Genomic DNA, 14,192 nt, shown 5'->3' on the forward strand with positions numbered 1-14,192 from the left:
GCCAGAATCAGGACGGGGATGATGCGCTTACATATTGGGATAATTCGGTCCTCCGCCGCCTTCGGGCACGACCCAGTTGATATTCTGCGTTGGGTCCTTGATGTCGCACGTCTTGCAATGGACGCAATTCTGCGCGTTGATCTGGAAGCGGGGATCGCCCTCTTCCTCGCCCACCACCTCATAGACGCCCGCCGGACAATAACGCTGCGCCGGCTCGTCATAAAGGGGCAGATTATAGCTGATCGGGATCGCCGGATCCTTGAGCTGCAGATGAACCGGCTGGTCCTCCTCATGGTTGGTGTTGCTCAGGAACACGGACGAAAGACGATCGAAACTGATCACGCCGTCGGGCTTGGGATAGGCGATCTTCTCGCACTGTTCCTTGCGCCAGATCTTAGCATGGTCGGGCTTGTGCTTCATGGTGAAAGGCAGGCCGATCTTGAGCGTGCGCATCCACATGTCGATGCCCGCCAACAGCGTGCCGATGGTGTTGCCGAACTTCGACAGCAGCGGCTCGGCATTCTTCACCAGCTGCAATTCGGTGGCGATCCAGCTGGTCCGCAGCCGATCCTCATAATCGTTGAGGACGTCGCGCGCCCTCTCCTGCTGGATCGCCTCAAACGCCGCTTCGGCCGCCAGCATGCCCGACTTCATCGCCGTATGCGTGCCCTTGATCCGGGGCACGTTGACGAAGCCCGCCGAACAGCCGATCAGCGCGCCGCCGGGGAATATCAGCTTGGGGATGGACTGCCAGCCGCCTTCGTTGATCGCCCGCGCGCCGTAGGAGACGCGCCGGCCGCCTTCCAGATATTTGCGGATGTCCGGATGCTGCTTCCAGCGCTGGAATTCCTCGAACGGATAGAGGTGCGGGTTGCGATAGCCCAGGCCGACGACGAAGCCGATCGCCACCTGCCCATTGGACTGATGATACAGGAATCCGCCCCCATAGGCGTCGGTCAGCGGCCAGCCCTGGCTATGGATGACCAGGCCCGGCTGGTGCATATCGGGATTGATGTCCCACAATTCCTTCATGCCCAGGCCATAGACCTGCGGCTCACATTCCGCGTCCAGCGCGAACTGGCGCTTCAATATCTTGGTCAGGTGGCCCCGCGCGCCTTCGGCGAAGAAGGTATATTTGGCGTGAAGCTCCAGGCCCGGCTGATAGTCGGGCTTGCGATTGCCCTCCCGGTCGATGCCCATGTCGCCGGTGGCGACACCCTTCACGCTGCCATCCTCATTATAGAGAATTTCCGCCGCCGCGAAGCCGGGGAATATCTCGACGCCCAGTCCTTCGGCCTGCTCGGCCAGCCAGCGGCACAGATTGCCTAGCGACCCGGTATAGGTGCCCTTGTTGTGCATCCAGCCCGGCGTCAGCAGGTGCGGCATGCTGATCTTACCGCTCTTGGTCAGGAACCAGTGCTGGTTGTCGGTCACCGGGGTTTCCGCCAGGCTGCAGCCCTGATCGCGCCAGTCGGACAGAAGTTCGTCCAGCGCCTTGGGATCGATGACGGCGCCTGACAGGATATGGGCGCCGATTTCCGACCCCTTCTCCAGGACGCAGACCGCCAGTTCCTGCCCCGCGTCATTCGCGAGTTGCTTCAGCCGGATCGCGGCGGAAAGGCCAGCCGGACCGCCACCCACGATCACGATGTCATAAGGCATCGATTCCCGTTCGCTCATTCATCCCTCCTTGGTGTGATCGGCGGGCTGCACCCCGGTCGTCCGATCACCGCATTAGTCCAACAGTCTGTCATTCAAGGCGATGAAGCAGCTTGACCCCCTCGTCAACCTCTGGCCCTAGATGATCGCGATGCGGGGAATAATGCAGGATCATGGCGAGAATGCCGCCAGCGCCTATCTGGCGTGGTGGCGACTGGCCGGCGTGGATTGCGCCGTAGCGGAAGCGCCGGTCAACTGGCTGCGCCCTGCAGTTGCGCCGATTTCGGGCGGCGCCGCCCAGCCTGTCGTCCCTGCCATCACCGAACCAAAACCTCAGGACCTGGAATCGTTCCATCTCTGGCTGCAGGGCGAATCGCCGCATCCCGAGCAGCGCTGGCCGGGCCGTGCGATTCTTCCGACGGGCGCCGCCGACGCGCGACTGATGATCGTGACCGACATGCCCGATCCCGCCGACCTGGAGGCCGGATCGCTGCTGGCCGATCGCGCCGGCGCTCTATGCGACGCGATGCTGCGCGCGATCGGCCTCGACCGCGCGCAGGTCTATGTCGCCGCGCTCTTCTTCCGCCGTCCGCCGGGCGGCATGGTGGAGGCGGCGGACCTCAGCGCGGCGGCCGACCGGATGCGCACCCATGTCCATCTCGCTCGCCCGCGCCGCCTGCTGCTGCTCGGCGATCGGACGGCCCGTGCGCTGATGCCGGCCAGCGGAGAGGCGGGCGGCAATAGTTTACGCAACTTTAATCATGATGGCGGCATCCTGCCCGCCGTCGCCACATTCCACCCGCGCCTGCTGCTCAGCCAGCCCGCGGCCAAGGCGGAATGCTGGCGCGCCCTGCAAAGCCTGATCGAGGAAAATCGTCCGTGATTCGAGCCGCGACCCGCCTGTCCTGCCTTGCCCTGATGGCCGCTGCGATGATGACGGCGCCGGCAGCCCGTGCCGAGACCGCCGACGTGCTGCCGGACATGTCGACCATCGGCGCCGGTGCTTCGCCCTTCGACCTGCACGACGGCGACAAGGCGCGCTACAGCGCCATTTTCGGCGCGCTGCACGCCGAACGCTGGGCGGAGGCGAAGGCGATGATCCTGGCGCTCGATCCGCAGGATGCGGTGCGCCCCGTCGCCTTGTCGGAACTGTATCTCGCCCGCAATTCGCCGCGCGTCGAACTGTTCGACCTGCTGGACCTCATCAACAAGGCGGCCTGGCTGCCCAAGGCCGACCAACTGTCCCGCCTCGCGCAAAAGCGCGGCGCGACCATCCTGCCTACCCTGCCCCAGATCCAGAAGATGGTGTGGCTGGGCTCCGCGCCACGCCGCCAATATGTCGCGGCGGTCAAGACCGACATGCTGGCGCAGGCGCTGACGGGCAAGATCCAGGGCTTCATCAACGCCGACGATCCGATCGGCGCGGAAGGGCTGTTGGCGACCGGCGAAGCCGGCCTGTCGCCCGAGGGGCTCACCGAAGTGCGCCAGCGCGTCGCCTGGGCCTATTATATCGAAAATGACGACGGCAATGCGCGCCGCATGGCCGCGCGCGCGCTGGAAACCCGGACCGGCGGCGACTGGACGGTGCAGGCGCACTGGACCACCGGCCTTGCCGCCTGGCGCCAGAATGACTGCCGGGCCGCCGCGCCTGCCTTCGCCAATGTCGCCGCGCTGGCGGGCAATGCCGACATGCGCGCGGCCGGCGCCTATTGGGCGTCCCGCGCCTACATGGTCTGCGGCGAGGCGGAGAAGGTCGAGAATTATCTGAAGCTTGCGGCGCGTTCCGATGAAACCTTCTACGGCCTGCTCGCGCGCGAATCGCTGGGCATGCCGCTGGGCGGCGCGCCCATGGCCGCGCGCTTCGGCAGCAGCGAATGGCAGAAGCTGAAGGACAGCCCCAATGCCCGGGCCGCGATCGCGCTGGCCGCCATCGGCGAACGCGACCAGGCCGACGAATTGCTGCGCTATCAGGCGAAGCTGGGCGGCACCGCGCAATATGACGCTCTGCTGCGCCTGGCGAGCAGCCTCAATCTTCCCGCGACGCAATTATGGTTCGCTCATAATGGCCCGGCCGGGACGCAGCCCGACAGCTTTGCGCGCTTCCCCGCGCCCGACTGGCGGCCCGATGGCGGCTGGCGCGTCGATCCGTCGCTCATCTATGCCCATACGCTGCAGGAATCGGGATTTCGCACCAATGTCGTCAGCAGCGCGGGCGCGCGTGGCCTGATGCAGGTGCGCCCGGGCACCGGTGGCGACATGGGCCTGAGTTCCGCCGACCAATTGTTCGTGCCGTCCACCAATATGGAATTTGGCCAGCGTTATCTGGAAAGCCTGCGCGACATGAGCGCGACCGGCGGGCTGCTGCCCAAGGTCATGGCCGCCTATAATGCCGGGCCGCAGCCGGTGCAGCGTTGGAACACCCAGGTCCATGACAATGGCGATCCGCTGCTCTTCATGGAATCGCTGCCCTATTATGAAACGCGCGCTTATGTGAACATCGTGATGCGCAACTATTGGATGTACCAGATCCACGCGAAGGGCAGCGCCGAATGCCTCACCGGCATGGCGCAGGGGCTGTGGCCGACCTTCCCCACCGCCAAGGGCATGAAGCTCGTGCGCTTGAGCAAGGCGGACGGCCAGGGCAGCATCGGCGGCGGCAGCGACTGATGCCGATCGACGAAAGCCGGCCGTTCGTGCCCGTGCGCATCGCCGTGCTGACGGTGTCCGATACGCGCGGCCCGGCCGACGACCGATCGGGCGACGCGCTGGTGGAGCGGCTGGAAAGCGCCGGCCATATCCTCGCCGCCCGCTATATCGAGCGGGATGACAAGGCGGCGATCGTCGCCCGGCTGCACGCCTGGATCGACGATCCGCAGGTCGACGTCATCCTCACCACCGGCGGCACCGGCGTCACCGGCCGCGACGTGACCCCCGAAGCGCTGCACCAGGTGCAGGACAAGGAAATACCGGGTTTTGGCGAACTGTTCCGCTGGCTGAGCTTTCAGACCATCGGCACGTCGACCATCCAGTCGCGCGCCACCGCCTGCGTCGCGCGCGGCACCTATATTTTCGCGCTGCCCGGCTCCACCGGCGCGGTGAAGGACGCCTGGGACGGCATCCTCGCCAGCCAGCTCGACAGCCGCTTTCGCCCCTGCAACTTCGTCGAGCTGATGCCGCGCCTCACCGAAAGATGATCGTGCGGCGCCGTTCTGCGCCGCTCGCAACCACCCTCTCGACACCACGCCGCTCCGCCGACTAAGGCAGGAGCCATGACCAGCATCGGAATCTTTGGAGCAGGCGGCCGTATGGGCCGCGCGATCGCAGCCGTCGCGATGGAGGCCGGCCTTCCGATCGCCGGCGGCACCGACCGAGCGCCGGAGGGCGAAATCGCGCCGGGCATCGCCATCTCCGCCGATCCGCTGGCCCTGGCCGAGCGCGCCGAGGTCCTGATCGACTTTTCCGTGCCGGGCGCGCTCTCGGCTCATCTCGACGCCTGCATCGCCGCGCGCAAGCCGATCCTGATCGGCACCACGGGCCTGGAAGCGGTGCATCATGCCCTGATCGACGAAGCGGCCGCGCTCATCCCCGTGTTGCAGACGGGCAATACCTCGCTCGGCGTCAACCTGCTAGCGGCTCTGGTTGAACAGGCCGCGGCTGGCCTGGCCGAGGATTGGGACATAGAGATTGTCGAGATGCATCACCGGCACAAGGTCGACGCGCCATCCGGCACCGCGCTGCTGCTGGGCGAAGCGGCGGCGCGGGGCCGCGGCATCGCGCTCGCCGACCATAGCGATCGCGGCCGCGACGGCATCACCGGCGCGCGCAAACCTGGCGCGATCGGCTTTGCCGCGCTGCGCGGCGGATCGGTGGCTGGCGATCATCAGGTCATCTTCGCGACCGAGGGCGAACGGATCGAGATTGGCCATCGCGCCGAAAACCGCTCCATCTTCGCACGCGGCGCGGTCAAGGGCGCGCGCTGGCTGCTGGGCCAGCCCGCCGGCCGCTATGACATGAAGGGCGTGCTGGGCCTGTAGATGAACAAGGCGCAGATCTTCGACTTTTTCAGCCGCCTCGCCGAAGCCAACCCCGCCCCACAGACCGAGCTGGAATATGGCAACGACTATCAGTTGCTGGTGGCGGTGGTGCTGTCCGCCCAGGCGACCGACGTCGGCGTCAACAAGGCGACGCGCGCGCTTTTCCGCGACGTCCGGACGCCGCAGCAGATGGCCGACCTGGGCGAGGACGGGCTGAAACAGCATATCAAGACCATCGGCCTGTTCAACGCCAAGGCGAAGAATGTGATCGCCCTGTCAGAGATATTGGTCCGCGACTTTGACGGGCAGGTGCCGCAGGACCGCGATACGCTGACCACCCTGCCCGGCGTCGGCCGCAAGACCGCCAATGTCGTGGTCAACACCGCCTTTGGTCAGGAAGCCTTCGCCGTCGACACGCATATCTTCCGCGTCGGCAACCGCACGGGTTTGGCGCCCGGCAAAACTGTCCTCGCGGTCGAGCAGAAGCTGGACAAGCGCGTGCCCGCTCCCTTTCGCCGCGATGCGCATCACTGGCTGATCCTGCACGGACGCTATGTGTGCAAGGCGCGGCGGCCAGAATGCTGGCGCTGCATCGTCGCCGACCTGTGCCGCTACAAACCCAAGACGCCGGCCCCCGGCGCCACGTCCGGAACCACGGCAGCGCGCGCCCGTTCTCGCCCCGTTCAGGCGCCATCCGCCAAATCATGACGGAAGCCCCTGCGGCGCGCCGTCGATTCGGCGTGAGATGAGGAGAGACATCATGGCCGTCCGTCACCCGATCGCCCTGCTAACGACCCTGGCCGCCGCCACCATGCTGGCCCAGCCGGCCATCGCCAAGGACAAGCCCGACCCCTATGTCGCCAAGGGCGATCCGGTCGATTGCATCAACATTCGCTCCATTCGTTCGTCCAGCGTCCGCGACGACCGCACCATCGACTTCGTGGTGAACAGCCGGAAAATCTATCGCAACACGTTGCCCAACAGTTGCCCCAGCCTGGGCTTCGAAAAGCGCTTTTCCTACCGCACCAGCATTTCGCAGCTCTGTTCGGTCGACATCATCACGGTGCTGTGGAACGCCGGTCCCGGCCTGCAGCCCGGCGCCAGTTGCGGCCTGGGCAAATTCCAGCCGATGGAAAAGCCGGCGAAATAAGCGGCAAGCGAAGTGATTTTGGTGCTGGCGCAGCCCGGCAGGCTTTGCTAAGCGCCGCTTCTGACCTGCGTCACGCACCCATAGCTCAGCTGGATAGAGCGTTGCCCTCCGAAGGCAAAGGCCAGAGGTTCGAATCCTCTTGGGTGCGCCATACACCGCCAGGATTCAGCGTCTCAGACGCAAGATCACAAGCGGACGTATTGGTATATGCCAGCGCTACGGACACTGCGCAAAAGGCTGATTCAGTCATTGCTCCTGGACTGCAGTGTCGAGCAACTCTTAATTCAGCGCCATAGCGCGCTGAAATTAATGGCAGGACCGAGATTCTATTGCCCCAGGGCGCGCTACGCCGATCCCCAGCAGTCGATTTCCGAGCCATCCGGCTTATTGAAGTCTTTACCCTGGCGACGCTAGGAAGACGCAGACACCTCAGCCGGGATCCGCGATGCGCCACCTGCCTGCCCTGCTTCTGTTCCTGATGATCGCCCTGCCCCGGCCCGCCTTCGCCCAGGTGGTGGCTGCGGACAGCGGCGATACGGGCTGGTCGCTCGTCTGCTCCGTGCTGCTGCTCGCGGCGGCGCTGCCGGGGCTGATGCTGCGGCATGCCGGGCAGGTCAATGTCCGCAATGCGCTGTCCGTGATGGCGCAGGGGGCAGGCGTCGTCGCCATCCTCTCACTCGGCTGGGCGATCGCCGGCTACAGCTTGGTCTATGCGCCGGGCGGCGCCTGGCTGGGGGGCAGCGCCAATCTGATGCTGGCCAATCTGGCGGCATTGCGCGAAGGGCTGACCATTCCGGAATCCGCCTTCATACTTTTCCAGATGGCGGCCCTGCTGGTCAGCGCCGGCCTGCTGATCGGCGCGGTCGCCGAACGCACGTCGCTCGGCTGGTTTCTGGCCTTCGCGCCGCTCTGGATGCTGCTGGTCTATGTGCCCATTGCCCACGCCGTCTGGGCCGGCGGCTGGCTCGCCGCGCTGGGGGTGATGGACTTTGCCGGCGCTCTGGTCGTGCACGCCACTGCGGGATTTTCGGCGCTCGCGCTCGCCCTTATCGTCGGGGCCAGGCGCGAAGCCGCCGGTGCGGGGCACAGCCCCGTCCTTAGCCTGACCGGCGGCGCGCTGCTGTGGATCGGTTTGTCCGGCCTTGTCGGCGGCTGGGCGCTCGGCGCAACGGATGACGCCGCCACCGCCCTGCTCAACCATCATTTCGCCGCCTGCGCCGGTGCGCTGTGCTGGGCCTTGGTCGATCGCATCCTGCGCGGCCGCGCCAGCGCCACCGGCGTGATGGCCGGCGCGCTGGCGGGCATCGCCGCGATCGCCAGCTGTGCCGCGCTGGTCGGCAGCGGCGGCGCGATGCTGATCGGCGGCATCGCAGCCTTGCTGTCGCGACTGGGGCTCGGCTTCCTGCGGCGCCGCGTGGACGATGGCGCCGGCATCTTCGTGATCCATGGCCTGGGGGGCGCGACGGGCGCGCTGCTGCTGCCGCTCTTCGTCCTGCCCTGGCTGGGCGGCGTCGGGTTCGAAGCGGGCATCAGCGTCACCGACGCACTGGTCAGCCAGGGCATCGGCTTGGCCGTGGTCGCGCTCTGGGCCGTGGTCGGCAGCGCCATCGCCGCGCTTGCCGTGTCCGTCATCCTGCCGATGCGCGTCACGGCGCAGGCGGAATCCGAAGGCCTGGACGCCGCGCAGCATGGCGAACAGGGCTGGGACTTCCGCTGATCGCCATGACGGTCGCGGTCGGCATCTTTGCGCATCAGGAGGAACGGCGGATCGCCGCCTGCCTCGCCTCGCTGCCGCTCGATCGCCCCGACACGATCTTTCATGTGCTGGTGAACGGCACCAGCGACGCCACGGCGGCGCGCGCCAGGGCGGCCGCCGCTGACCGGCCCCATGTGATCGTCCACGACATCGCGCAGGGCGGCAAGGCGCGGACCTGGAACCATTTTGTCCATGATCTGCTGACCGGGCGGGAAAGCGCCGTCATCTTCATGGATGGGGACGCGGAAATCGCCGCCGGATCGATCGACGCGCTGATCGCCGATCTTGCCGCGCGGCCAGGCGCGAACGCGGCCGCCGGCATGCCGATGAACGGCCGCAAGGTGGAGCTATATCGCGCCGGGCTGCGCGCCGAAGGCGGGTTGTTCGGCGATCTCTACGCCCTGTCCGGCGGCTTCGTCGCCGCCATCCGCATGCGCGGCCTGCGCCTGCCCGACGACCTGATCGGCGACGATGGGCTGGTTGCCGCCTGGGCGCATACCGATCTGGAGGATGACAGCCAGTGGGCGCATGACCGCGTGCTGGCGTGCGAGGGCGCTGGCTTCTTCGCCGAACAGGTCAGTCTGGCGCGCCCATCCACCTGGCAGATGCAATATAAGCGGCTGATCAACTATTCCGTCCGCTTCTACCAGAACCGGATCGTGTCCGACATCATGGCGCGCGAAGGACCGCAAGGCCTGCCGCGCCGGATGGCCAGCCTGTATGGCGCATGGCTGCTGCGCTGGCGGCCGCGCCCCGGCCTGGTCGGCTGGTTCGACCGCAAGGCACTCGCCAGGATGCGCAAGGCGCAATAGCCGTACCGCAAAGCCCCGCCGCGCCAAAACAGGACGCGCCGCCCGATCGGTTCGTCGGGGCGGCGCGGGAGATGCTGCGTCGATGTCAGTGACAAGAACCTTACCTTTGGCGATCAGCGATCGCGGCCGGCCAGTTCCTTGTTGATGTAGAGCGCCACCATGGTCGCCACTGCGCCCGACAGCAGGTAGATGCCCGACGCGGCCAGACCGAACTTCACCGACAGCAGCAGGGCGACGAGCGGCGCAAAGCCCGCGCCGACCAGCCATGCCAGGTCCGACGTCAGCGCGGAACTGGTATAGCGCGCCTCGGTCGCGAAGTTGGAGGCGACCACGCCCGACGACTGGCCGAAGGCCAGGCCCAGCAGCATGAAGCCCAGAATCATGAAGGCGACTTCGCCCAGATCCCCGCCATCCAGCAGCAGCGGCGCCATCAGCGCGAAGATCGCGATGCCGCCGGCCGACCACCCCAGCAGCGAGCGGCGACCGATCTGGTCGGCGATGAAACCGGACACGACGATCGCCAGCAGCCCCACCGACGCGCCGATCATCTCGATTACCAGAAAACGTTCGATCGGCTGTTCGGTGTAGAGCGCGATCCAGGACAGCGGGAACACCGTGACCATGTGGAACAGCGCGAAGCTCGCCAGCGGAGCGAAGGCGCCCAGGATGATGTTGCGCCCTTCGCGCTTCACCGTCGGGAGCACCGGCGAGGGGACGAGGTCGCGCTGTTCGAACAGCCGCTCGAACTCATGCGTCACGACGATGCGCAGGCGCGCGAACAGCGCGACGACGTTGATCGCGAAGGCGACGAAGAACGGATAGCGCCAGCCCCAGCTGAGGAAATCGGCTTCCGACAGGTTGAGCAGGAAGAAGGCGAACAGCCCGCTCGCCACCAGCAACGCCAGCGGCGCGCCGAGCTGCGGCACCATCGCATACCAGCCGCGCTGATGCTGCGGCGCGTTGAGCGACAGCAGCGAAGCCAGGCCATCCCAGGTGCCACCAAGAGCAATACCCTGCGCCGCGCGCAGGACGATCAGCACCACTGCGGCATAATGGCCAATCGTCTCATAACCGGGTAGAAAGGCGATCGCGACGGTCGAACTGCCGAGCAGGAACAGCGCGCCGGTCAGCTTGGTGCCGCGGCCGTAGTGGCGGTCGATGGCCATGAAGATCAGCGAGCCGATCGGCCGCGTCACGAAGGCGACGGCGAAGATGGCGAAGGAATAGAGCGTGCCGGTCAGCGCATCCACATAAGGGAAGACGAGGCTGGGGAACACGATCACCGAAGCGATGGCGTAAACGAAGAAGTCGAAAAATTCGGAGGTGCGACCGATGATCACACCGATGGAGATGTCCCCCGGCGCGACCTTGTGGTCGCGCGCGTTGATCTTGCGCGCATCATCCTCAAGTGGCGTGGAGGTGAAGGCTATGGCCCCTGAACTCATATACATCCGCTCCTTGGCTGGGCCGCCGGTGCGGTATGCTCGTCTTCCAGCGGCCAGGGAATGGCAACATAGCAGAAAACTGATAGAGTCTAAGCGGTATCCCCCGTCGTTAACATTTTTTGCGTCTGCACATGTTCGGACAAATTGCCCACTGGCAGACTCGTTGCGGACAAGGTAGGCGCGCGTCCATGTCACAGCCACACTCACCTCAATGGATCAGGCTTTTGCGCTGGTCCGCTCCGATCCTCGCAGCGCCGCTGGCGGGCTGCAACTGGGTCGTGATGAACCCGACGGGCGATATTGCGGTGCAGCAGCGCGATCTGATCCTGATCTCGACCGCGCTGATGCTCCTCATCGTCCTGCCCGTCATGGCCCTGGTGGTCTTCTTCGCGCTGCGCTACCGCGCCACGAACAAGGCGACCGATGCGGACTATGATCCGGACTGGGATCACAGCACCAAGCTGGAGCTGCTGATCTGGTCCGCGCCGCTGCTGATCATCATCGCGCTCGGCGCACTGACCTGGGTGAGCACGCACAAGCTGGACCCCTATCGCCCGCTCGACCGGATCGATGCCGAAACCAAGGTTGACCCGAAGGTCAAGCCGTTGACGGTCCAGGTCGTCGCGCTCGACTGGAAATGGCTGTTCATCTATCCCGACCTGGGCGTAGCGACCGTCAACGAACTGGCGCTGCCCACCAATGTGCCGGTGCGTTTCGACATCACCGCCTCGACCGTCATGAACAGCTTCTACGTTCCCGAACTCGCCGGCCAGATCTACGCCATGCCGGGGATGAAGACGCAGTTGCACGCCGTCGCCAACAAGGCCGCGACCGGCACCGGCTTTTCGGCCAACTATTCGGGCGCGGGCTTCACGCATATGCGCTTCGCCTACAAGGCGATGGACCAGGGCGCGTTCGACGCCTGGGCGGCGCGGGTGAAGGCCAGCAGCACGATGCTGGACCGCAACGTCTATCTTGCGCTGGCGAAGCCGAGCGAGAAGGCCCCGGTCGCCTATTTCGGCGCGACCGATCCCAAGCTGTTCGACGCAGTCGTCAACCTCTGCCCCAAGCCCGGCCAGCGCTGCATGGGTGAGCTGATGCACATCGACATGATGGGCGGCGCGGGCAAGGAGTCGGCGCATGACACGAAGGGGCTGCAATATGACTTCCCTAACAGCCATGTGATCGAACAGAGCGACCAGAATAAAGGCCAGGAGAGCGCTCCCGACGCCCCTGGCGCGCCCGGTCCGCACCACGAACCGGCGATCGACCACACCAACCCCAGCGGCGCTGACGCGCACGCGCAGCATCGGTAAGGCCCATGACTGGCACACTCACAACAACGCAGATGATCTTCGGTCGTCTGACATGGGACAGCTTCCCATGGCATGAGCCCATCGTCGTCGCGACCTTCTGCGCCGTCGTCCTGGGCGGCGCGGCGGTCGTCGGCGCCCTCACCTACTTCCGCCTTTGGGGCTATCTCTGGAAGGAATGGTTCACTAGCGTCGATCACAAGAAGATCGGCATCATGTACATGGTGCTGGGCCTCATCATGTTCCTGCGCGGCTTTGCTGACGCCATCATGATGCGCCTGCAGCAGGCCTGGGCCTTCAATGGGTCCGAAGGCTATCTGAACGCGCACCATTATGACCAGGTGTTCACCGCTCATGGCGTGATCATGATCTTCTTCGTGGCGATGCCGTTCATCACCGGCCTGATGAACTATATCGTCCCGCTGCAGATCGGCGCGCGCGACGTCAGCTTCCCGTTCCTGAACAATTTCAGCTTCTGGATGACGACGGGCGGCGCGGTGCTGGTGATGGCTTCGCTGTTCCTGGGCGAATTCGCCCAGACCGGCTGGCTTGCCTATCCGCCGCTGTCTGGCATCGACTACAGCCCGGCGACAGGGGTCGACTATTATATCTGGGCGTTGCAGGTGGCGGGCGTCGGCACGACCTTGTCCGGCATCAACCTGATCGCGACCATCGTGAAGATGCGCGCGCCGGGCATGAGCCTGATGAAGATGCCCGTCTTCACCTGGACATCGCTCTGCGCGAACATCCTGATCGTCGCATCCTTCCCGATCCTGACTGCCACCCTGGTCCTGCTCTCGCTGGACCGCTATGTCGGCACCAACTTCTTCACGAACGACTTCGGCGGCAACCCGATGATGTACGTGAACCTGATCTGGATCTGGGGCCACCCGGAAGTCTATATCCTCATCCTGCCGCTGTTCGGCGTCTTCTCCGAAGTCGTGTCGACCTTCTGCAGCAAGCGCCTGTTCGGCTACACCTCCATGGTCTACGCGACCTGCTGCATCATGGTGCTGTCCTACCTCGTGTGGCTGCACCACTTCTTCACCATGGGTTCGGGCGCCAGCGTCAACAGCTTCTTCGGCATCACGACGATGATCATCTCGATCCCGACGGGCGCCAAGCTGTTCAATTGGCTTTTCACCATGTATCGCGGCCGCATCCGGTTCGAGCTGCCGATGATGTGGGCGGTCGCCTTCATGCTGACCTTCACGGTCGGCGGCATGACCGGCGTGCTGCTCGCGGTGCCCCCAGCGGACTTCGTGCTGCACAATTCGCTGTTCCTGATCGCGCACTTCCACAATGTGATCATCGGCGGCGTGCTGTTCGGCCTGTTCGCGGCGATCAACTATTGGTGGCCCAAGGCGTTCGGCTTCCGGCTGAACCAGTTCTGGGGCAAGGTCAGCTTCTGGTGCTGGAATATCGGCTTCTGGCTGGCGTTCGGCCCGCTCTATGTGCTGGGCCTGATGGGCGTCACTCGCCGCATGCGCGTGTTCGACGATCCGTCGCTGCAGATCTGGTTCGTCGTCGCCGCGATCGGCGCCGCGATCATCGCGGCCGGCATCGGCGCCATGCTCGTCCAGTTCGCCTGGTCGATCTGGAAGCGCAAAGAACTGGCGGTCGAGGGCGATCCCTGGGATGGCCGCACGCTCGAATGGGCGACCAGTTCGCCGCCGCCGGAATATAATTTCGCTTTCACGCCGGTCGTCTATGACGCCGACAGCTGGGCGGACATGAAGAAGAACGGCTATCAGCGCCCGCTGACCGGCTTCAAGGCGATCCACATGCCCAGCAGCACCGGCACCGGCGTCATTCTGGCCGCCCTGTCGACACTCTGCGGCTTCGCGCTGATCTGGTATATCTGGTGGCTCGCGGGCTTCAGCTTCATCGGTATCGTCGCGGTCGCGATCGTCCACACCTTCAACTACAAGCGCGACTTCTACATCCCCGTAGAGGAAGTGACGCGCACCGAGGAAGAGCGCACGCGCATCCTCGCGGCGGGAGTCTGACCCATATGAGCAGC

General features: G+C 65.3%; 12 protein-coding genes and 1 tRNA gene. 11 read left to right on the plus strand and 2 right to left on the minus strand.

Annotated features, from left to right (window positions below):
* Positions 1-27: 27 nt before the first annotated feature.
* Complete coding sequence (locus ACGGKE_RS04525; RefSeq protein WP_394440422.1) at positions 28-1,680, minus strand: 4Fe-4S dicluster domain-containing protein; 1,653 nt, start codon at positions 1,678-1,680, stop codon at positions 28-30.
* A gap of 130 nt (positions 1,681-1,810) precedes the next feature.
* On the opposite strand from ACGGKE_RS04525, the gene ACGGKE_RS04530 reads away from it, so the two are divergent.
* From ACGGKE_RS04530 to ACGGKE_RS04570, 9 genes are all read left to right on the plus strand, one after another.
* Positions 1,811-2,542 carry a uracil-DNA glycosylase family protein gene (locus ACGGKE_RS04530; RefSeq protein ID WP_394440424.1) on the plus strand — a complete coding sequence of 244 codons (732 nt, stop codon included), beginning with the start codon at positions 1,811-1,813 and terminating at the stop codon, positions 2,540-2,542.
* The gene (locus ACGGKE_RS04535; RefSeq protein ID WP_394440426.1) at positions 2,539-4,326 is read left to right on the plus strand and encodes a lytic transglycosylase domain-containing protein; all 1,788 of its coding nucleotides are present in this window, start codon (positions 2,539-2,541) and stop codon (positions 4,324-4,326) included. The genes ACGGKE_RS04530 and ACGGKE_RS04535 overlap by 4 nt, the downstream gene beginning before the upstream one ends.
* Positions 4,326-4,853 (plus strand): molybdenum cofactor biosynthesis protein B, encoded by a 528-nt coding sequence (gene moaB, locus ACGGKE_RS04540; protein ID WP_394440428.1) that lies wholly within the window; start codon positions 4,326-4,328, stop codon positions 4,851-4,853. The genes ACGGKE_RS04535 and moaB overlap by 1 nt, the downstream gene beginning before the upstream one ends.
* Before the next feature lie 75 nt (positions 4,854-4,928).
* Positions 4,929-5,693 (plus strand): 4-hydroxy-tetrahydrodipicolinate reductase, encoded by a 765-nt coding sequence (dapB, locus tag ACGGKE_RS04545; protein ID WP_394440430.1) that lies wholly within the window; start codon positions 4,929-4,931, stop codon positions 5,691-5,693.
* Positions 5,694-6,401, plus strand: a complete 708-nt coding sequence (gene nth, locus ACGGKE_RS04550) for an endonuclease III (RefSeq protein ID WP_394440432.1) — start codon at positions 5,694-5,696, stop codon at positions 6,399-6,401.
* Positions 6,402-6,453: 52 nt separating this feature from the next.
* Complete coding sequence (locus tag ACGGKE_RS04555; RefSeq protein ID WP_394440434.1) at positions 6,454-6,843, plus strand: hypothetical protein; 390 nt, start codon at positions 6,454-6,456, stop codon at positions 6,841-6,843.
* 74 nt (positions 6,844-6,917) lie between these two features.
* Positions 6,918-6,994 (plus strand) — tRNA-Arg (locus ACGGKE_RS04560).
* A 294-nt stretch (positions 6,995-7,288) separates the two neighbouring features.
* Complete coding sequence (locus ACGGKE_RS04565; RefSeq protein ID WP_394440436.1) at positions 7,289-8,560, plus strand: ammonium transporter; 1,272 nt, start codon at positions 7,289-7,291, stop codon at positions 8,558-8,560.
* A gap of 5 nt (positions 8,561-8,565) precedes the next feature.
* A complete protein-coding gene (locus ACGGKE_RS04570; RefSeq protein ID WP_394440438.1) occupies positions 8,566-9,411 on the plus strand; it encodes a glycosyltransferase in 846 nt (281 codons plus the stop codon).
* Between the two features lie 113 nt (positions 9,412-9,524).
* On the opposite strand, the gene ACGGKE_RS04575 is transcribed toward ACGGKE_RS04570, so the two are convergent.
* Positions 9,525-10,856 carry an MFS transporter gene (locus ACGGKE_RS04575; protein WP_228166688.1) on the minus strand — a complete coding sequence of 444 codons (1,332 nt, stop codon included), beginning with the start codon at positions 10,854-10,856 and terminating at the stop codon, positions 9,525-9,527.
* Between the two features lie 188 nt (positions 10,857-11,044).
* Between ACGGKE_RS04575 and cyoA the strand changes: the two genes are divergently transcribed.
* Together cyoA and cyoB are read left to right on the plus strand one after the other, a co-directional pair.
* Positions 11,045-12,172: a ubiquinol oxidase subunit II gene (gene cyoA, locus ACGGKE_RS04580; protein WP_394440440.1), complete on the plus strand. Its 1,128-nt coding sequence runs from the start codon at positions 11,045-11,047 to the stop codon at positions 12,170-12,172.
* Between the two features lie 5 nt (positions 12,173-12,177).
* The gene (gene cyoB, locus ACGGKE_RS04585; RefSeq protein WP_394440442.1) at positions 12,178-14,178 is read left to right on the plus strand and encodes a cytochrome o ubiquinol oxidase subunit I; all 2,001 of its coding nucleotides are present in this window, start codon (positions 12,178-12,180) and stop codon (positions 14,176-14,178) included.
* Positions 14,179-14,192: the final 14 nt, after the last annotated feature.

Origin of the sequence: Sphingobium naphthae (assembly GCF_043589935.1) — a bacterium.
In the GTDB taxonomy this organism is placed as follows: Bacteria; Pseudomonadota; Alphaproteobacteria; order Sphingomonadales; family Sphingomonadaceae; genus Sphingobium; species Sphingobium naphthae_A.